The sequence below is a fragment of the Flavobacterium sp. GQ95 genome (assembly GCF_059758655.1).
The window spans coordinates 14,675-37,665 of record NZ_JCAXEB010000003.1; the positions used below are offsets into that span (position 1 = coordinate 14,675).

Consider the following 22,991-nt stretch of genomic DNA (forward strand, 5'->3'; position numbering starts at 1 on the left):
AGATAAATAAAGTTACAGTTTGTCATCCTGACGAAGGAAAGATGACACACGAAACTCCGCAAAGAGAATCGCCAATCTTTGTCGAGCTACTAGTGTGATCCTTCCTTCGTCAGGATGACAAAAAAGAAAAAAAGCAAAGCATGTTTCAAAAAAAACACCTCTTTTTATTGTTACTCTTTGCGGGATTCGTTTCCGCACAGGAACTTCATAAAAAAGAAACAACAGAATTCCAGCCCACAATCGAATCCTCAAAACCCTGGGTGTATTGGTATTGGATGAAATCAGCTTATTCTAAAGCGGGAATCACAGCCGATTTAGAAGCGATGAAACAAGCCGGAATTGCAGGTGCCTATCTAATGACCATTAAAGGTCCTGCCAATCCGCCATTGATAGATCCGCCGGTTTTGCAATTGACACCGGAATTTTGGGATATGATTCATTGGGCTTTTCAGGAAGCAAATCGATTAGGTTTAAAAATGGCTTTTCACGGTGCTGATGGTTTTGCCGTTGCCGGTGGACCCTGGATTACCCCGGAAATGTCGATGCAAAAAATTGTTTGGTCAACAACAGAAATTGCGGGAGGAAAAACGATTACTTCAAAATTACCAGTTCCGGAACATTACAAGGACTATTATAAAGACATTGCGACTTTTGCCATTCCGATAAAAGAATATCAAACCAATTCGCAATTACAATTACCAAAAGTTACGACTTCAAACAATACAGATGCCTCATTTTTGGCTGATCCTAAAAAAGACGAGAACTTTAAATTTGCTGAAAAAGGATGGATTCAATATGAATTTGAAAAAACGTTTATGTGCAAATCAATCGCAATTGAAACGAAAGGAAGAGATTTTCAGGCGCAGCGATTAATTGTTGAGGTAAGCAATGACGGAGTTAATTTTAAATTCCACGAAAGAATGGTTGCCTCTCGTCACGGTTGGCAAGATATGGATTATGCGCATACACATGTTATTGCGCCAGTGACTGCAAAATATTTCAGATTTGTTTACGATCCTGTTGGAACTGAACCTGGTGCCGAAGATTTGGATTTTGCGAAATGGAAACAGAATTTAAAAGTCAGTAAAATTACGCTTTCGAATCAGGCCATGATTGATAATTACGAAGGAAAATCAGGAGCCATCTGGCGTTTGAGTCCGGAAACTTCGGCTAAACAAATTCCAGATTCTGAGTCATTCAAAAAATCAGAAATCATTAATATTTCAAATTTGGTGGATGCTAACGGAAATTTGAATTGGAAAGCACCGAAAGGAAAATGGAAAATTATCCGAATGGGACATACTTCTACCGGTCATGAAAATGCTACGGGCGGAGCCGGAAAAGGTTTAGAAGTCGACAAATTTAATCCCGAATTAATTCGTTTTCAGCTCGATCATTGGTTTGGTGAAATGGTTCGCACTATCGGACCTGATTTGGCTGCAAAAACTTTAGAAATTTTACATTTTGATAGTTGGGAATGTGGAAGTCAAAACTGGTCGTCCGTTTTTCAGGCTGAATTTCAAAAAAGACGAGGTTATAATTTGGCAGATTATTTGCCTGTTATGGCCGGAATTCCAATTGAAAGTGCCGATGTTTCTGAGAAAGTTTTATACGATGTTCGCAAAACCATTGCCGAATTAGTAGCTGATAATTTCTACGGAACTGTTGCTCAAATCGCCAAAGAAAACAACGTAAAATTAAGCTCAGAAAACGTAGCACCTGTTGTAACCAGCGATGCGTTATTGCATTTTAAATATGTCGATTATCCGAGCGGAGAATTTTGGTTAAAAAGCCCAACGCACGATAAACCTTTTGATATGATGGACGCCATTTCTGGCGGACATATTTATGGAAAAGATATTATTCAGGCCGAATCTTTCACAGCTTTAAGAATGGATTGGGACGAACATCCCGGAAACTTAAAAACAACCGCTGATCGCAATTACGCTTTAGGAATTAACCGATTGTTTTACCACGTTTTTGTACATAATCCGTGGACAGACAGAAAACCCGGAATGACTTTAGACGATATCGGAAGTTTTTTCCAAAGAGACCAAACCTGGTGGAAACCGGGAAAAGCCTGGTTTGATTATTGTCAAAGAGTGCAATTGCAATTGCAAAAAGGAAAACCGATTATAGATTTAGCAGTTTTTATTGGCGAAGATTTTCCGTCGCGTTCTTTTGTGCCGGATCGTTTAGTGCCTTTTATTCCGAATGTATTTGGAAAGGAAAGATTGGAAAGCGAAAAAATACGTTTGGAAAATGACGGGCAGCCAACAACAAAAATGCCGAAAGAAGTTACGTATTCTAAAAATAATACTGATTTATCGCAATGGATAAATCCTCTAAATGGTTATCAATATGATTCTTTTAATGCCGATGTTTTAATCAACAATGCTAAAGTTGAAAATGGAAAAATCTCTTTTGGTGGCGGAATCGAATATGGAGCTTTATTATTTCCGGGAAGTCATAAAATGGCGCCCAATAAAATGATTTCTTTGGCTGCAGCCGAAAAAATGCTGCAATTAGTAAAAGAGGGAGCAACTGTTTTTGTTGATGAAAAGCCAGATTTGCAACCTGGAATGCATTCTGATGAAGATCATACAAAATGGCAGAATGTAATAGATGAAATCTGGAATAATAATTCGAATGCATCAACCTGGAAAATCGGAAAAGGAACCATTATTAAATTGCCGTATTTAGGAAATGATTTTGCTTCAATCGGAATAGAACAAGATCTTTATTTTCCGAAATTAAACAGAGCCGATTCAGAAACTATTGCCTGGACACACCGTAAATCCGATACCGAAGATATTTATTTCATCTCTAATCAAAAAGAAGAAAAGCGTTCGTTTGAAGCTTCGTTTAGAATAGCAGGAAAGATTCCGCAATGGTACAATCCGGTTAATGACAAAACTTCGGACGTAGGTAGTTGGATGATTTTAAATGATAGAACAATCGTTTCATTGACTTTAGATGCCAATGAATCTGGTTTTGTAATTTTTAAAGATAAACTAAAAGAGGTTATGATAAGGGATTATCATAAAGGTTCAGAATTTGAAAACGTACAAACCTTAAATGAAAATTGGGAAATACAATTCGATCCAGAATTTCACGGACCAAAAGAAATTGTAAAGACAAATAAACTATTTGACTGGAGCACTTCTACAAATGATCCGATTAAATATTATTCGGGAACAGCAGTTTATAAAAAAGAATTTATCTGGAAAGGAAAAACCAACGAGAAATTCTGGCTTGATTTAGGGACAATTGCCAATATTGCTGAGGTAACCATAAATGGAGTCAACTGCGGAACAATCTGGACTTTTCCATACAAAGCAGATATTTCGGAAGCTTTGAAAAAAGGAAAAAATACGATAGAAATTAAAGTAACAAATACCTGGGCAAACCGATTAATTGGCGATGAAAAATTACCAAAAGAAGAAAGATTAACATGGACAACAGCGCCTTTTAGATTGCAGGAAGGAATATTATTAAAAGCCGGATTGTTAGGGCCGGTTACGATTGTAAAAGAGAAAATAGCCACAGCTTTCAGAGACTAAAATCCTTTTAAATCTTTAATCTGTGACAAAAGAAAATGAATATTAAGCAGGAATATATCGCGCCTCCGGAGCTAATTTTCGGGGTGTTATTTCTTTCTATAAACATATCGTCCCGATGGGACTAAAAAGCTCCGTAGGAGTGAAATGTTTATAGAAAAAGAGTGTTGAAATTGGTGCCTATTTAATAAATATATCGGCCGATGGGATTAAAAAGCTCCGTAGGAGCGAAATATTTATAGAAAGAAAGAATGTTGAGATTAGTTTAGCTCCAGAGGAGCGACATATCTTTAAGATAATTTAAAGAATAAAATAAAATGAAAAATTTTAAACACATTTTTATTGCCTTAATTGCGCTTTTTGGAAGCTTCCAAATTAACGCAAAAATCAAATTACCAGCATTGTTCTCAGACAATATGATATTGCAGCAAAAATCAAATGCGCCAATGTGGGGCTGGGCAGAAAAGAATGGAAATCTGACTATAAAAACGTCATGGAATTCTAAAATTTATAAAGCAAAAGCTGATAATTCAGGGAAATGGAAAGTAGATTTACAAACGTCCGTTGCCGGAGGCCCATTTACCATTGAAGTTACAGAAGGAACTGAAAAAGTAACGGTAAAAAATGTCCTGATTGGCGAAGTTTGGTTGTGTTCAGGACAATCCAACATGGAAATGCCTTTAAAAGGTTTTCAGGGGCAACCCGTAACAAATGGAAATGATATTATTGTGAGATCAACCAATAAAAACATTCGTTTGATCACGGTTCCGCGTGCGACGGTTTTAGAACCTTTAACTGATTTTGAAGGAAAATGGGAGGTAGCTTCACCAAAATCAACATCAAATTTTAGTGCGACAGCCTGGTATTTTGGATCACTTTTGCAGGAAGTTTTAGATGTTCCGGTGGGATTAATTCATGTTTCGTATGGAGGTTCAAGCATGGAAGCCTGGATGAATCAGGAAATGCTGAAAGATTTTGCAAGCGCTAAAATTCCAACCACAAAAGAAGAATTAGCTAAAGATCCCAATCGTGTTCCAACGACTTTATTTAACGGAATGCTTTCACCAGTTATTGGTTACGGCATCAAAGGCTGTATTTGGTATCAGGGCGAATCAAATTACGAAAGAGCTGCTGAGTATAAAAATTTAATGAAAAAGATGGTAAGCAGTTGGAGAGCGTTATGGAAACAAGGTGATTTCCCTTTTTATTACGCTCAGATTGCGCCTTTTAATTATGCGTCATTTCATCCAAAAGATTATTTGGACAAATATAATTCGGCTTATTTGAGAGAAGCACAATTGAAAGCTGCAAAGGAAATTCCGAATTCGGCTATGGCAGTTTTAATGGATATTGGGGAAGAAAACAGCATTCACCCAATGGATAAGGAAAAAGGCGGAAGCCGTTTGGCTTATCAGGCTTTGGCAAGAACGTATGGCATTGAAGGTTTCGAATTTGAAAGCCCAAAATACAAATCAATGGAAATAAAAGATAATTCGGTAACCGTTTCTTTTGATGATGTTGCGAACGGAATTACGTCATATGAGAAAGAAGTAACCGGTTTTGAATTGGCCGGAGATGACAAAATATTTTATCCTGCTAAAACGGTAGTTCGCAGAAAATCAGTAGTTTTAACTTCAGATAAAGTCACAAAGCCGGTAGCGGTTCGTTACTTATTTAAAGATTTTGTAAAAGCAGAATTGTTTAGTGCAGGAGGTTTGCCAGTATCCTCTTTTCGAACAGATGAGTGGTAGTCGATTAAACCTTTTCTAATTTATCTAGTCTAATCATTATCATTTAAGTTATTACTTGATTAGTTAAAAATTTGGATTAAACCTGACAGCTATTTTATAGCTGTCAGGTCTTTCCTTAAACAAAAAAATATTAGGATTATAAAAAACGTTAAATATAAAGTGAAGCTCCACTTTTAAATAATTTTACGTCTAAATAAATAAGTGTGAAAAATACAATAATATTATTTTTTCTTTTCACTACGCTTTTCATAAAGGCGCAAACTCCTGTGCTTCAAAATTATAATCCTGTTTGGAGTACGCAAAGTACTAATTCATCAGAATCTATGCCTTTAGGAGGCGGCGATATTGGTTTGAATGTTTGGGTTGAAAAAGGAGATTTATATTTCTACTTTTCGCGTAGCGGAACTTTCGACGAGCATAATACTTTATTAAAATTAGGTCGCGTAAAAGTTACTTTGACTCCAAACCCGTTTAAAGATAATGAAGGTTTTCGTCAGGAACTGGTTTTAAAAGACGGCTATATTTCGATTGCTCAGAATAATACTAAAATCAAGCTTTGGGTTGATGTTTTTAAACCGGTAATTCATTTAGATTTAGAAAGTAAAGCTCCATTGAAAATGACGGCTTCTTATGAAACCTGGCGTCATTTCAACCGTCCATCAAAAGGAAAAGCAAATAATGCCAATTCTTATAAATGGGCACCACAAGGTGAAATTTTTACCTTTAAAGATTCGGTTTCAGTTGAAAATAATGGTATCCAATTTTACCATAGAAACAGAGAACAAACTGTTTTTGATGTTGCGGTAAAACAACAAAAAATGGAATCGGTAAAAGATCAGATGCTGAATCCTTTAGCAAATCTAACTTTTGGCGGATTCATGACGGGGATAAATTTAAAATCAGACAGAACTTATTTAGGAAAATATCAGGATACCGATTTTAAGGGTTATTCACTTTCAAGTGTAAAACCGTCTAAAAAAGAGAACCTTCAAATTCATTTATATACCAATCAATCTGCCCAACAATCTTCCTGGGAAAAGGGTTTGAAGAATCAAATTTCAGAATATAAAACGATTTCCAAAAAAGCAGAAAAAAATACGATCAACTGGTGGAATAATTTCTGGAATCGCAGTTTTATTTATACTCAAAAAAATAATACTGCTGAAAAAGACTCGGTTTATCAAATCGGAAAAAATTATCAATTGTTTCGATACATGTTGGGGTGCAATGCCTACGGAAAATATCCAACAAAATTCAACGGCGGATTATTTACAGTTGATCCGGTTTTTACTAATGCGGATTTAAATTTCACACCTGATTTCAGGAATTGGGGTGGAGGAACCATGACCGCTCAAAATCAAAGACTGGTTTATTTTCCGATGCTAAAAAGTGGTGATTTTGATATGATGAAATCGCAATTGGATTATTATCTGAGTTTGCAAAAAAATGCAGAACTAAGAAGTAAAGTGTATTGGAATCATAACGGAGCCGCTTTTACAGAACAATTGGAAAATTTTGGTTTGCCAAATCCGGCAGAATACGAATGGAAACGTCCCGCAGATTACGATCCGGGAATGGAGTATAATGCGTGGCTGGAATATGAATGGGACACCGTTTTTGAATTCTGCCAAATGATGTTGCAGCAAAAGGAATTTGCAAAAGAAGACATTCAGAAATACAATTTGTTTATCATAAGCTGCCTTCGATTTTTTGATGAACACTATCAATATCTCGCCAAACAAAGAGGCAGAAAAGCGTTGGACGGAAACGGAAAACTAATTTTATTTCCGGGTTCAGGTGCCGAAACGTATAAAATGGCCAATAATTCTAATAGCACAATTGCCGCTTTGCAGGTAGTTACAGAAAAGCTATTAAATCTTTCTTCGGAACAATTATCGAAAGAAGAATTGGAGTATTTAAAAGGTTTTCAAATGCGAATTCCGCCTTTGAATTTTGGCACAATCGAAAATCATAAAGTATTGGTTCCTGCAAAATCGTGGGAAAGAGTTAATAATTCTGAAGTACCACAACTATATCCGGTTTATCCCTGGGGAATTTACGGACTAGGAAAACCAGATTTAGAAACGGCTTTGAATACCTGGAAATACGATGCTGATGCCATTAAATTCAGAAGTCATATTGGCTGGAAACAAGATAACATTTTTGCTGCAAGATTAGGTTTAACCGATGAAGCGGCCAAATACAATCTCTTAAAAATGAGTGATTCCGGAAGACGATTTCCCGCATTTTGGGGTCCGGGTTTTGACTGGGTTCCGGATCATAATTGGGGCGGAGCCGGAATGATTGGCATGCAGGAAATGTTGTTACAGGAAGCGAATGGGAAAATTTACCTTTTTCCGGCCTGGCCAAAAAACTGGAATGTTCATTTTAAATTACACGCAACTCAAAATACTATTATAGAAGCCGAGCTTCAAAACGGAATTACAAAAATTATTAAAGTGATTCCTCAGGAAAGAGAAAAAGACATTATAAATCTGTTAGGGATTTCAATAGAAGAAAAGAAAAAATTAGACTAACTAACTATTACCAATTACAATGATAAAGAAATTATTAAGCGCTGCTGTTTTGTCAATGCTGTTGACAACAAACGGACAGGCACAATCAGCCGGAAAACAAATTGTGAAAGTCGATTTCGATTTTTCGGGAAGAAGAGTGGAAGAAGTAAGTGACCCGAATTATAGTTCATGGCCAATAACGGAACAAACTGAAGCAGAAAAATCTTTTAATAATGTAAAATTCAAATTAAAAGGAAATTTTTCATCGAAATGGTTTAAAGTCGGAATGAACGCACCATTTTACGGCCGATTAACAAGTGACGGTTTAGTAACCGATAAAAGTTTAGAACTTACGATAAGCGGATTAAAAGCAGGACAACATTCTTTGCTTACTTTTCATAACACTTTCGATAAAATCGAAGGAAAATCATTTGCTCCTATTAAAATATTTGTAAATAATAAATTGGTTGAAACTGTAATTTCTACTAACAGAGCAACTTCGACAATTGAAGCTGCAACAGCTTATATCGTCTTTAATGCTCAGACCGGTAAAAATGTAGTAATCCGTTTTGAATTAGATTCTAAAGATGCCAATTTAATTCAGCAATTGGTTATTAACGGATTTGAAATTGATACACCAAATCTTAAAAAACAAGCACATACTCCAAAACCGGAAGATGCAGATGCACATGTTGTTTTGGGTGAAAAATTCATGTTGAACTGGCAAGCTTCAAAAGAGGCTGTTTCCCACAAATTGTATTTCGGAACAAATTTGAAAGCAGTTACAGACGCTACTGATAAAGCACCGGAGTTTAAAGGAAAACAAACAGACACTAAATTTGCTGTTGCTGATTTATATAGTATGACAACTTACTACTGGCGTGTTGACGAAGTCGATGCAAAAGGAAATACAACTTTAGGAACAGTTTGGTCATTCAAACCAGCACAATTGGCTTTTCCTGGCGCTGAGGGATACGGACGTTTTGCCGTAGGTGGAAGAGGAGGAAGAGTAGTTGAGGTTACTAATTTAGATGATAGCGGTCCCGGAAGTTTTCGCGCTGCTGTAAACGAAGGAACTGGCCCAAAAACTATTATATTTAATGTTTCCGGAAATATAAAATTAACAGATCGTTTAGTGGTAAATAATCAGTATATTACAATTGCAGGACAAACTGCTCCGGGTGAGGGAATTACGATTAGTAAAGCTCCAGTTGGATTAACCGGAAATGATGGAGTGATCCGATTTTTGAAAGTTAGAATTGGAAGCGGAAAAACATATGATGGAATGGGATTAACTGGTGCCAATCATAGTATTATTGATCACTGTTCTATCAGCTGGACCATTGATGAATCTTTCAGTTCACGTGGTGCACACAATATTACTTTGCAACGTACTTTAATTTCTGAAGCATTGAATGTGGCAGGACATGATAAATATGAAGTAGGTAAAATGCACGGATTTGCTGCAACTATTGGCGGAGATGTAGGTAGTTTTCACCATAATTTATTGGCCCATAATTACGGAAGAAACTGGAGTATTGGTGGAGGTTTGAACGGAGACGGATATTATACAGGAAGACTGGACATCAGAAATAATGTCGTTTACAACTGGGGTCAAAGAACTACTGACGGAGGTGCAAATGAAGTTAACTTTGTAAATAATTACTACAAACCAGGAGCTTCAACTAAATATTTCTTTGCTTTGAATGCACAACATGAAGGTGTTGGAAAAGGCATGCAACGTTATTATTTTGATGGAAATATCATGCAGGGTTATTTTGATGAGAAAACCCAGGAGAAAGGCAGAACATCTACAATCTCGCATAATGAAATTGTGAAGTATGAAACTTTTGTTGATAAGCCTTTCTTTGAATCGCATGTAAAAACAGAAAGTGCGGTAGGTGCTTATAAAAATGTCCTTTCGGATGTGGGAGCAAGCGAACCATTTTTTGACAAACATGATAACCGAATTATCGATGAAACCTTAAAAGGAACTTTTACTTATAAAGGAAGCAAAAGCGGTTTAGGCGGAATGATTGATTCTGAAAAAGATTTAGGAGATTTAGGTGAATATGCAAGTGAAAAACGTGCTGCAGATTGGGATACAGATCATGACGGATTACCAAATTGGTGGGAAGCTGCAAAAGGTTTAAATGAAAATTCAAAAGCGGGAGATTTTGCTGATACGAATCTAGATGCAGATAAAGATGGTTTCACACAATTAGATGAATATTTAGACTGGATGGCACAACCACACTTTTTTATTAATTCAGGAGAAAATAAAGAACTTTCTGCAGCTGCTTATTTTAAAGGATATGAGAAAACTCCGGTTTATACTTTCTCAGATCTTAAAAATGGAAAAGTAGTTTTAAAAGGAAAAGACATTCAGTTTACAGCTATCGAAAAAGGATTTGCATCTGTAGTAATCACAGTTAAAGATGCTGACGGAGATTCAATGAGCCGTACCATAAATTTCTTTGTAAAATAAAAAAAATTTGCCACGAATTACACGAATTTTTACTAATTAATTTTTTTTTATTGTTTTAATTATCAAAAAAATTAGTGAAAATTCGTGTAATTCGTGGCAAAAAAATATCACAATATTAAGAACGAATCAAAATGAAAAAGAATATCATTTTATTGTCATCTATACTTTTTTCAACAGCAATCATGGCTCAGAATAAAGGGTTAGTGGCAAATTCAAACAGCCCCTATTCTAAATTGCAAAGTGTGAGTTTAGAAGATGTGAAATGGACAAATGGCTTTTGGAAAGAGCAATTTGATGTTGAAACCAAAAGTACATTGCCTTATATGTGGGATTTGTATCATAATGATTCGATTTCGCATGCTTATAAAAATTTTGAAATTGCAGCCGGAGAAAGTAAAGGAACTTTTAAAGGGCCTTCGTTTCATGATGGTGATTTTTATAAAATTTTTGAAGGAATGGCGGCAACTTACGCCGTTACAAAAGACAAAAAGTTAGATGCCGAAATGGATCAGGCTATTACGTTATTTGCAAAAGTGCAACGCAAAGACGGTTATATTCATACGCCGGTTCTAATTGATGAACGTTGGGGAACTTTAGGACCTGAAGAAGTAAAAAAACAGTTAGGTTTTGAAAAATACAACATGGGACATTTAATGACTGCCGCTTGTATACATTACCGTGCTACCGGAAAAACCAATTTTCTGGATATTGCTAAAGGTGTAGCCGATTATTTATATGATTTCTATAAAAAAGCTTCACCGGAATTAGCCCGAAATGCAATTTGCCCATCTCATTATATGGGAATTGTGGAGATGTATCGCACTACCAAAAATCCAAAATATTTAGAATTGGCCAATAATCTTATTGATATTAGAGGAACCACAAATGACGGAACCGATGATAATCAGGATAGAATTCCGTTTAGACAGCAAACCACCGCGATGGGTCACGCTGTACGAGCAAATTATTTGTATGCTGGCGTTGCCGATTTATATGCAGAAACCGGAGAAAAGAAATTATTAGACAATCTGGAATCGATTTGGGACGATGTTACCTACCGAAAAATGTACATTACGGGAGCGTGTGGAGCCTTATACGACGGAGTTTCACCAGACGGAACATCTTATAATCCGACCGATGTACAGAAAATTCATCAGGCATACGGAAGACCTTTTCAATTACCAAATGCAACGGCTCACACAGAAACCTGCGCAAATATTGGAAATGTTTTATGGAACTGGCGAATGCTGCAAATAACTGGCGATGCCAAATATGCTGATATTGTCGAGTTAGCACTTTATAATAGCGTTTTATCAGGAATGAGTTTGGAAGGAACGAAATTCTGTTACAATAATCCTTTGAATGTTTCTAAAGATTTACCTTTTAAGCAAAGATGGAGTAAACAGCGTGAAGGTTATATTGCATTGTCAAATTGTTGTGCACCAAATGTAACGCGTACTATAGCTGAGGTAAATAATTATGCGTACAGTATTTCAAAAGAAGGTTTGTATGTTAATTTATATGGAAGTAATACTCTAAAAACTACACTGTCAAACGGCGATAAAATTGAAATTGAACAACAAACCAATTATCCGTGGGATGGAAAAATTATACTGAAAATTGTAAAAGCGCCAAAAGAAGCACAATCTTTCTTGCTGCGAATTCCCGGATGGAGTCAGGATGCTGTAATTTCCATTAATGGAAAAAAATCAGATGCTGCAGTCACTTCAGGAACCTATTCAAAAGTAAATCAGAAATGGAAAAAAGGTGATGTTATCGAATTGAATCTCCCAATGCCGGTAGAATTAATGCAGGCAAATCCATTAGTAGAAGAAGTTAAAAATCAGGTTGCGGTAAAAAGAGGACCAATTGTTTATTGTTTAGAATCGGATCAGCTTCCAGCAAATACTAGTATTAATGAAGTTGTTTTGAATTCAAATTCGGTATTTACAACCAATTTTATTGAAGTAAATAATAGACAATTACTAACTATAAACGCAACTTCTCTAATTGATCAGGATAGTTCGTGGGATAAAAAGCTTTATCAATCTGTGTCTGCTAAGAAAAGTGCAGTATATAACCTAAAATTAATCCCCTATTTTGCCTGGGGAAACCATGGTGCAGCAGAAATGACGGTTTGGATGCCGCATTAAACTTCTTGTAAGTCCTGTCTGGATACTATTTTTGTAGGATTTAACTTTGATTGATCTGAAAAAGTGTTAAATTTTTAAGTGAATTTAACAGGTATCCAGAAAAAATATTCAATTTTATTCTGTAAGTTTTTTATTCGAATAAATGCCGTTTTATAATTTTTACAGGAATTATATTTGTAAAAAAGAACGCTAAATACTTCAATAACAGATCTAACTCGTGATTCATTTTGCGAATTAATCACGTTATAAAAGTTTTTATTAGATAATTTTCGGATTTTCCATTAAAATGGGTTTGGATATTCCTGAATATTCAAACCTTTTCCTTAATTTTTGGTTTCTGTATATTTTTTCTTTCATTTTTTTGTAGATATGGTTTTTTTTAAAAGCTTTTTTTGGAATAATAAAATTAAAGCAGGATAGCACAGGACGGTTGAACTTCGCAATCGTTATATTTTTGAGGCAAATAAATAAATGTGATTTTAACATTTAAACATATGAGATGTTAATTTAAATTTAGAATGCATTTTTTTATAAAAACAAAAACTAACTAACTAATAATGACTAACCAAAACAAAACATTTATGAAACAAACGCTTATAAAGAGATGTAGTTTTCTATTGTTTATGCTGATGAGTATTTTGGCTTCAGCTCAAAACTCAAGTGATGTAACAATTACAGGAACTATTACAGATGATTTAGGAGGCCTGCTTCCTGGGGTTAACGTAACTGAAAAATCATCAAAAAATACTGTTACCACAGGATTTGATGGACAGTATAAAATTAAAGTAAGAGCTGGTGCAACGTTAGTTTTCTCTTACATTGGTATGAGAAAAGCCGAAATTCCTTTGGCAGGACGTACAAAGCTTGATTATAAAATGCAATCAGATTCTAATGAATTGAATGATATTGTTGTAGTAGCATATGGTACGCAGAAAAAGCAAAAAATTACCGGTGCATTAGTTACAATAAAACCAGATGATATTCAGGATTTACCTGTCTCAAATTTATCTGAATCTTTGAGAGGCCAAACCCCTGGACTTAATGTCTCTGGTGGTTCAGGTCGTCCAGGAGATGCTGCTAGTGTTCAAATCCGTCAAACATTTGGTTTTTCAAAAGATGGAAATTCAACAAATCCTTTAATTGTAATTGATGACATGGTGCAGATAGATCCAACAACGGGATTAGCTACACTAGAAACTTTTAACAGATTAGATCCTTCTGAAATTGAAAGTATTACTATTTTAAAAGATGGTTCTGCTGCTATTTATGGTTCTCGTGCTTCTCAAGGAGCAATTGTTGTAAAAACGAAAAGAGGTCAGGATGGTAAATTAAAATTTTCATATTATAGCCAGTCTGCATTCAATGATGCCATAAGTCATAGTAAAACAATGAATGCTTATGATCATGGTGTTTGGAAAAACAGGTTCTTAAGTTCTAATCTTGAAGCTGACCAAACGAAATATTTTTCAAATGCAGAGTTAGAGCAAATGAAAGGTTTAGATTATGATTGGTTAAAGAAAGCATGGAAACCTGCGACACAGCAAAGACATTCATTGACTGCCAGCGGAGGAAATGAGAAAGCAACATATTTTGCAGGTATCACCTATTTTGATCAGGGTGCCAATCTTGGAAATCAGGATTACAAAAAATGGAATTTCCGTGTTGGTATGACAGCTAAACTGTCTAAAGATTTTGACTTCGCTGCTACTATTTCTGCAAATACTGTAGACACTCAAAAATCATTTTCTAAAGCTTCTGCCAACATAAGTGATTCTGGTGTTGGTTCAGCTGGAGGAGGAGAGCAGGCAGATTATGCCTATTTATTGCATATGCCAAAATATATTCCCTGGTCGGTAACTCAAAATGACAAAGAATATTGGTTATCTCCAATCGCTCGTACAGATCGTAACTTAGGAAGTGCAAACGCAAACAATACAATAGCTGGTTGGAACTATTTCGCAAGTTTAGATAGCGGTGTACAAATTGACCAGGAGTTTTCTTATAATGTGAATTTGTCCCTAAATTATAAAGTTCCATTTGTTAAAGGATTAGCTCTTAAAGGTAGCTACGCAAGAAGCCAGTCTAGTGCAAATTCAGAACAAGTGCAGTTACCTTATGACTTAGCTCGTATTACAAATTACGAAAGAGCAGATAATCATCTTGTAAACCCAAATTCTATATATGCTTACGAAACAAACGTACGTAATTCAAGAGTTTACTATAATACAGATACAGATAAAATTATTCAGTCAAACTTTTTTGCTACTTATGCAAGAACTTTTGGAGACCACAGTGTTGATGCATTATTTGGTATAGAGAAATCGGAATCAAATTACAACACTGTTAGATTGGCTTACGAAGGTACATCAAAAGATTATTTAGGAAGTAATACAACAGCGGGTACAATTAGTACTAACTCACAAGCACTTAAAGGAGAATCAGGAACATTTTCTTATTTAGGCCGTGTGAACTATAGTTATAAAGACAAGTATTTGTTTCAGGCCCTTTTTAGAAGCGATGCTTCTACAAAATTTGCACCAGACAATTATTGGGGCTTTTTCCCATCAGCTCAAATAGGATGGGTAATTTCTAATGAAGGTTGGTTTAAAGATGCAGTTCCGGCAGTTAGTAGCTTGAAATTGCGTTATTCTATAGGTCAAACAGGAAAAGATAATATTAAACCATGGCGTTGGCTTACTCTTTATGATGTTATCCCGGATAAAGGAAACCAGTTTGGTTTAGGTGGAGGAACATTAGGAGGTGGTATATCACCAAGACCAACACCAAATGAGAACGTGAAATGGGATTCAACTATTAAGCATAACATAGGTATTGATCTGGGCCTTTTTCAAAATAAACTTCAGGTTACCACTGATTTTTACTATGACAAATCTACTGATATGTTAATTTCTCTGGCAGGGGAAGCTGGAACTCCTATTTCTACAGGTGGTGCTTTTGCTGAACAAAACTATGCGGATGTAAATGCTTGGGGTACAGAGATTAGTGTAAACTGGAAAGATAAAATTAACAGAAATTTGAGTTATAATATAGGAGTAAATTTTAGTTATTCTGATAATGAATATAAAAAATATCCTACAGCACCAGTACAACATCCATCATACAATACAATTCAGGAAGGGTATTCTAGTTACAACCCAATATGGGGATTCAGAACATGGAAAGGAACTTCTACTGGTGATGGTATTTTACGTACAGATGCAGATGTTACTAATTACTGGAATTATTTGACAGCCAATGCAACAGCAGTTGGTGGAGTGCCAAATTATCTAGGAATAAATAATGTGACATTAATGAGAAAAGGGATGTTAGCTTATGAGGATGTAGGTGGTGCATATGATGCTACTAGTAAAACTCAGGCTCCGGCTGATGGTCAGATTGCGAAACAATTAGATTATATTAAATTAGCTAAAAATAACAGAATATATGGTTTTACTTCAAATTTAGGAATGAATTATAAATCATTTTATTTTAAAACTCAAATTGCTACTTCTTGGGGAGGTTACAACTCTATTGATTTGGTACAACAAAGTACTGGTTCTACTCAAAATGATTGGGGGCATGAAACTTTTTGGAATGATATGTATGATGCTACTACAAACCCTAATGGTAAATATCCTAATATGGGTCAGCAGGCAACTGCTTTTGCACCATCAGATTTTTGGGAACTTAGTAATTTTAGATGTACAGTTAGAAACCTTACAGTAGGATTTGAAGTTCCAAAAGAGCCTCTTAAAACAATTGGTATTCAAAGAGTAACTTTAGGTGTTACAGGAAACAATCTTTGGGATTTATATAACCCATATCCGGATCACTATCGTAATATGTATGATAATTCTATATCAAGATATCCTACACTTAGAACATGGTCAGTTAATTTGAATGTAACATTCTAAATTTAAATTTAATTATTATGAAAGCAAAGATTAATAAATATATAACACTGGCACTTTTAGTTGTCTTGGGCACTTCGTGCAGTGATAATTTTCTGGAAGAAAAGAAACAGTACGGTTTCTTTGATGACGAATTTTTTAAAAGTGAAGAACGTGTAAATTGGTACGTAAATAATGTGTATTATGACTTTTTTGATGCCTACAAATCGCCTATGGCCACTGTGGTAGGATCATTTAGTACGACACAATCTACTTATACAGAAGAAGTAGGAGGTATTTCAAATAATATCAACGACAAAAGTTTAATCAATCCTAATTATACTTGGGAAAACGCTGCCGATGCTTCAAATTATTATGGAACTCCTCTGGCAGATGCTATCAAAAACGAACCTTATAATAGAATTAGAGATTGTAATATTATGTTGGAAAGTATTGATACGAAAGGAGCTAATCTATCGCAGACTTTTCGTGATCGTATAAAAGGACAAATGTATTACTTACGTGCTATTCAATATTTTGATTTAATGCGTACTTTTGGAGGTGTTCCAATTGTAACTACAGTTGAAGATGCAGTTTCTAATAACCCAGTGACACAGCGTCCAAGAGCAACAGTTGCTGAACTGGTTACTCAAATTGTAAGTGATTTAGATTTAGCTGCTAGTTTATTACCTACAACATCTGGATGGGGAGCTTCTGATTATGGCCGTTATACTAAAGGTGCTGCTTTGGCTCAAAAGTCAAGAGTTTTATTAACTTACGCCAGCCCTTTGTTTAATAAAAACTGGGAATCTCCAGAGCGTTGGGATGTAGCTTTAAAAGCAAGTTTAGAAGCTGAAACACAATTACTGGCTTCAGGTAATAATTTATATGGTGCATCTGCAAGTGATTGGGCAAAAATGTTTTATGTTAATGACAATATTGCAAATCCTGAAGCAATTACAGTTCGCCTTTTAGGTTCTGGGACTTTATCAATAAATTCAAACAATTCCTGGGAAAGATCAATCAGACTTGCTAGTCAGGGTGGAGTAGCAGGAAGTGGTGTTAAAGCACCAAAAAGAATGATAGATTTGTTTCCTATGAAAGATGGTAGACGTCCTACTACTGCAAATGGATATAATGATTTCTTATTCTTTAAAGATCGTGACCCACGTTTTTATAGAACTTTTGCATTCTCCGGAAGCAACTGGACATATACTAATAGTCTTACTACAGCAGCTCAGCCTACTGTATGGGCATATCGTTGGTCAACAAATGCAACAACTGGTTTTGCTTTTAGTATGGGTAATGATGTTCCAAGTCCTGCTTTTGTCCGTAAAATGTCAAGCCCGACTGTAAGTAATGCTACAAATTTTCAGTATTCAGGTACTGATATTATTGACTACCGTTTTGCTGAGTTATTACTTAACATTGCAGAATGTTATGCAGGAAAGGGAGATATGACAAATACTTTAAATTATTTAGGAAAAATAAGAAATCGTGTAGGAATTCCTTCTGCAAATAATTATGGTATTGGTACATTATCAACTAAATATGAGGCTTTTGAAGCTTGTTTATATGAGCGTAGAGTAGAGCTTGCGTATGAAGGAAAACGTTTTTGGGATATTCAAAGATGGATGTTATATGGTAGTGAGTCAGGAACTTGTGCCAAGTTAGGTATAGAACCTATCAATGGTACGCAACGTGTTGGAAATTATTTACATTACAAAAATGGTATTAGTCCTGCTGGTACAGATCCGTTAGCAACTGCTCGTGCTTCTATTTCAGTAGATCCTGATGCAGCGAACTTTCAGGCACAGATCACTGCTTTAGCTGCTTTTTATACTGCTAATTTCGAATTCCGTGCTCCTCCAACACCTATGGATAATATTGGTGGTGTAGCAACTCCTATAAGCTGGAAACCGAATTATTACATTCAGGGTCTTAATCAGGCCGTGTTAGCTCAAAATCCATGGTTAAAACAAACTGTTGGATGGAAAGACGCAAATGGTGCTGCAGGTACTTACAACTATCAAGAATAATTTTTGCCCCAAAAAAAATTATTAAAACATAAAAACACTCACCTGTATTCTAAAAAATACAGGTGATTTGTTTAAAAAGATTACCATAATAAAAAATTAGTATGAAAAATTTCACTTTATCGGCTGCTTTCCTATTGTTTTTAGGAAGTTTCCAATGTTTTGCCCAGTATCCCAAAATCACTCCTGAAGTTCAGGCACAATCCAAAGTTATTATGGATGAAGCTGAAAAACGTTCAGACGAAGCTTGGGAAAAAGCGCTTGTAATTATTGAGGAAGAAGCCAAACATGGCAAGCCTTACATTCCGTGGGCATCAAGACCAAACGATTTACCTCAGGCAGAAATTCCTTCTTTCCCTGGTGCGGAAGGTGGAGGAATGTACACTTTTGGCGGACGTGGCGGAAATATTTACACAGTTACAAGTTTAGAAGACAGCGGACCTGGAACTTTAAGAGAAGCTTGCGAAAAAGGTGGAGCCAGAATTATTGTTTTCAATGTTTCCGGAATTATCAAAATTAAAAGTCCATTGATTATTCGTGCACCTTACATCACTATTGCAGGACAAACTGCTCCTGGAGATGGTATTTGTGTGGCAGGAGAATCTGTTTGGATTAACACGCATGACGTAATTATCAGACATATGCGTTTCCGCAGAGGAGAAACTTTCGTAGGTCGTCGTGACGATGCTATTGGAGGAAATCCTGTTGGAAATATTATGATCGACCACGTTTCTGCAACCTGGGGATTAGATGAAAACATGTCTATGTACAGACATATTTACAGTCCGGGTCCGGGTTATCCAGATGTAAAAGTGGGTACAGTAAATATTACAATCCAAAACAGTTTATTCGGAGAAGCATTAGATACCTACAATCATGCTTTCGGAAGTACTTTAGGTGGAGAAAATTGCGCGTTTATCAGAAATATGTGGGCAAATAATGCCGGAAGAAATCCTTCAATTGGATGGAACGGTATTTTTAATTTTGCAAACAATGTGGTTTTCAACTGGTACAACAGATCTACAGATGGTGGTGATTACACTGCTATTTACAACATTATGAACAACTATTACAAACCAGGGCCGGTAACGGATTTGACTCAGCCAATTAGTTACAGAATTTTAAAACCAGAATCTGGAAGAAGCAAATTGCCTTATATGGTTTTTGGTAGAGCCTTTGTAAGCGGAAATATAGTTGCTGGTAACGATAAAGTTTCAAAAGACAACTGGGACGGCGGTGTTCAGATCGAAAATAAAAAAGGCGAATTAATGAGCTTTGAAGAGGCTAAAGGTTATTTCGACAAAATGAGATCTGACAAACCATATCCAATGCCATGGTTTCATCCATTCATGAAAGCGGATGAAGCTTATGAGTTTGTGTTGAAAAATGTTGGAGCAACTTTACCATTAAGAGATAAAGTAGACGAAAGAATCGTTAGAACGGTTAAAACCGGAGTTCCTGAATATGCAAAAGGATTAGAGAAAAAAGAATTCTTTCAGTTTGAGCACAGACGTTTACCGATGGATTCTTATAAAAAAGGTATCATTACTGATGTTTCTCAAGTAGGTGGATATCCGGAATACAAAGGAAAACCTTATGTAGATACAGACAAAGATGGTATCCCGGACAAATGGGAGAAAAAACATGGTTTAAATCCTAATGATCCGGCTGATGCTAAATTAGATTCAAACAATGACGGTTATACCAACATCGAAGATTACATCAACGGTATCGACCCGACTAAAAAAGTAGACTGGAAAGATTTAAGTAACAACCAGGAGACTTTAACAAAACCTTTACAAGAATAGTTTTAAATGACATTCTTATTTCATGATGAAAACCGTGAAATAAGAATGTTTTTTTCAAACAGAAATTTCAAAATTAAAAATCATGTCAAAAAGTAAATTAAATATAAGCGTTTTGATGTTGCTATTGGTATTCTTTAACGGAATCGCACAACAACATTTAGATCCGGAATACATCAAAGTAACCAACGAAAGAGCTTCTAAAATTGTCGCAAAACTAGAGTTGGCAAATCCGGCAAAAGAAAAAGCAGTAACTGATATTGTTGCACAACAATTTAGAGATTTAAGCGAAATTCAGGATGGAAGAGACGCTGAAATCAAAAAAATAAAAGAAGACACTAGTTTAGCGAAAGAAAAACAAAACGAGAAAATTGATAAGTTAAAATCAAAAGCCGATACAGCTATTGAAAAATTGCATAAAGCCTATTTGAAAAAATTAGGAACTCAATTATCTGAAGATAAAATTACTGAAGTAAAAGACGGAATGACATATGGCGTTTTGCCAATTACCTATGCAGGATATCAGGATATGTTGCCAGCTTTAACTGCTGAACAAAAAGATTATATTTATAAAGCTTTGGTAGAAGCAAGAGAACATGCAATGGACGGTGGATCCTCTAAAGAAAAACACGCGTGGTTTGGTAAATACAAAGGAAGAATCAATAACTATTTATCAAAACAAGGTTACGATTTAAACAAAGAAAGTGCTGACTGGCACAAACGTGTTGAAGAAAGAGAGAAGAATAAAAAGAAGGAATAGTAAATAATTTTTCATAAGTGTAATTTTAACATTTTTAAATTAAACCTTTTAGGAATTATAATGTCAAACTGTTCTAACTTATAACTTTCAGACTAACTCTCATGAAAAACAACTCTCAAAAAATAACCATGAAACGAACAATGATGATACTATCATTTTGTTCTTTCTTCTCTGCAGCCTATGCACAATATCCGGAAATTCCAAAACCTCTTCAGGATAAAACCGATGCGATTTTAGCCGATGAAGAAAAAAGATTAGCCGAAATCTGGAATGCCAATTCTAGTGTAATTCAGGCTGAAGCCAAATTAGGCCGCCCGTATTTGCCTTGGGCTTCTTACCCAAAAGATTTTGTTCATGCCGATATTCCTGCTTTTCCGGGAGCTGAAGGTGGTGGAGCTTTTACACCCGGAGGAAGAGGCGGAAAAATATTCGTCGTAACCAGTTTGGAAGACAGTGGAAAAGGAACTTTCAGAGAAGCTTGTGAAGCTGTTGGAGCAAGAACAATCGTATTCAATGTTTCCGGAATCATCAGATTAAAAAAACGTATCAGCATGCGTGCGCCTTACGTTACAATTGCGGGACAAACCGCTTCTGGCGACGGAATTTGTATTGCCGGAGAAACGTTGGAAATCGATACACATGACGTGATCATCAGACACATGCGTTTCCGCAGAGGTGAAACGGATGTTACCCGCAGAGACGATGCACTTGGCGGAAATCCTATCGGGAATATCATTGTAGATCACTGTTCTGTAAGCTGGGGATTAGATGAAAACATCTCCTTATACAGACACCAGTTTCAGGCAAACGATAAATCAAAACTGGAAAAATTGCCTGCTTGTAACATTACAATTCAAAATACAATCTCTTCAGAAGGCTTAGATACGTACAATCATGCATTTGGAAGTACAATAGGTGGTTTAAATAGCACATTTATGCGTAACTTATGGGCCGATAACATTTCAAGAAATGCATCGATCGGAATGTATGGTGATTTTAATTTTGTAAATAATGTGATTTTTAACTGGTGGAATCGTTCTTTGGATGGAGGTGATTATCGTTCGATGTTCAACATCATCAATAATTATTTCAAACCGGGACCAATAACACCAACAGATCAGCCTATTCGTTACAGAATTTTAAAACCGGAATCTGGATATATGAAACCTAAAACATACGGAAGAGCTTATGTTGCCGGAAATTATATTGATGGTTCTCCCGAAGTTACAGCAGATAACTGGAATGGTGGTGTGCAATTGGAAGATCTTTCAGCTGCAGAAACAAAAGGTTATTTAGAAAGTATCAAACAACCAAAAGCATTCTCAATGCCACAGATAACAATTATGAAGGCTGAAGAAGCATATGAATTTGTATTGAAAAATGTTGGAGCGACTTTACCAAAAAGAGATGCTGTTGATGAAAGAGTAATCAAACAAGTTCGCACAGGAAAAATTGAGGTTAAAGACGGTTTAGAAAATGCAATAGGTAAGGAATTTATTAAAAGAAGATTACCTGCTGATTCGTATAAAAAAGGAATTATCACCAATCCAAATCAGGTTGGAGGATATCCGGAATACAAAGGAAAAGCGTATAAAGATTCTGATAATGACGGAATCCCGGATGCATGGGAAAAGAAATTTGGTTTGAATCCAAATGATGCTTCAGATGCAAGTAAAGATTCAAACGGTGATGGTTATACCAATCTTGAAAAATATTTTAACGGAATCGATCCGACTAAAAAAGTAGACTGGACAAAATTTGAAAATAATACGGATACATTATCGAAAGTATTATTGCAGTAAATTTAGAAGGTAGAATATAGAGAATAGAATATAGAGTAAAGAGCCAGGAGAAAAGATTCTCAAAAATGGGAAACTAGCTTCAAAATAATCTAAAATCTAAACTCAGAAATCTAAAATAAGCTCACAGTTTGTCATTTCGACGGAGGAGAAATCCTCGCGAGAAGCTCTACAAAGATTGGACTTTAGTTACAGAGTTACTTACGAGGATTTCTCCTTCGTCGAAATGACAA

General features: G+C 35.7%; 10 protein-coding genes. All 10 read left to right on the forward strand.

What is annotated here, in order from left to right:
* Positions 1 to 140 precede the first annotated feature (140 nt).
* The 10 genes from AC6CH4_RS07240 (at position 141) to AC6CH4_RS07285 (ending at position 22,761) form a co-directional block, all read left to right on the forward strand.
* On the forward strand, positions 141 to 3,563 hold the full coding sequence (locus AC6CH4_RS07240) for a glycosyl hydrolase (protein WP_498101577.1): 3,423 nt from the start codon (positions 141 to 143) through the stop codon (positions 3,561 to 3,563).
* A 314-nt stretch (positions 3,564 to 3,877) separates the two neighbouring features.
* Positions 3,878 to 5,311, forward strand: a complete 1,434-nt coding sequence (locus AC6CH4_RS07245; protein WP_498101579.1) for a sialate O-acetylesterase — start codon at positions 3,878 to 3,880, stop codon at positions 5,309 to 5,311.
* A gap of 203 nt (positions 5,312 to 5,514) precedes the next feature.
* On the forward strand, positions 5,515 to 7,848 hold the full coding sequence (locus AC6CH4_RS07250; RefSeq protein ID WP_498101581.1) for a DUF5703 domain-containing protein: 2,334 nt from the start codon (positions 5,515 to 5,517) through the stop codon (positions 7,846 to 7,848).
* A 19-nt stretch (positions 7,849 to 7,867) separates the two neighbouring features.
* Positions 7,868 to 10,315, forward strand: coding sequence for a pectate lyase family protein (locus AC6CH4_RS07255; protein ID WP_498101583.1), 2,448 nt, complete (start codon positions 7,868 to 7,870; stop codon positions 10,313 to 10,315).
* Between the two features lie 131 nt (positions 10,316 to 10,446).
* Positions 10,447 to 12,468 carry an aceric acid hydrolase gene (locus AC6CH4_RS07260; RefSeq protein ID WP_498101585.1) on the forward strand — a complete coding sequence of 674 codons (2,022 nt, stop codon included), beginning with the start codon at positions 10,447 to 10,449 and terminating at the stop codon, positions 12,466 to 12,468.
* Positions 12,469 to 13,049: 581 nt separating this feature from the next.
* Entirely contained in the window at positions 13,050 to 16,382 is a 3,333-nt protein-coding gene (locus AC6CH4_RS07265; RefSeq protein ID WP_498101587.1) for a SusC/RagA family TonB-linked outer membrane protein, read from the forward strand.
* A gap of 17 nt (positions 16,383 to 16,399) precedes the next feature.
* Positions 16,400 to 18,397, forward strand: a complete 1,998-nt coding sequence (locus tag AC6CH4_RS07270) for a RagB/SusD family nutrient uptake outer membrane protein (RefSeq protein ID WP_498101589.1) — start codon at positions 16,400 to 16,402, stop codon at positions 18,395 to 18,397.
* Between the two features lie 101 nt (positions 18,398 to 18,498).
* Positions 18,499 to 20,202 (forward strand): polysaccharide lyase, encoded by a 1,704-nt coding sequence (locus AC6CH4_RS07275; protein WP_498101591.1) that lies wholly within the window; start codon positions 18,499 to 18,501, stop codon positions 20,200 to 20,202.
* Positions 20,203 to 20,284: 82 nt separating this feature from the next.
* Positions 20,285 to 20,959, forward strand: a complete 675-nt coding sequence (locus AC6CH4_RS07280) for a DUF3826 domain-containing protein (protein WP_498101593.1) — start codon at positions 20,285 to 20,287, stop codon at positions 20,957 to 20,959.
* Between the two features lie 128 nt (positions 20,960 to 21,087).
* Positions 21,088 to 22,761, forward strand: coding sequence for a polysaccharide lyase (locus tag AC6CH4_RS07285; protein WP_498101596.1), 1,674 nt, complete (start codon positions 21,088 to 21,090; stop codon positions 22,759 to 22,761).
* Positions 22,762 to 22,991: the final 230 nt, after the last annotated feature.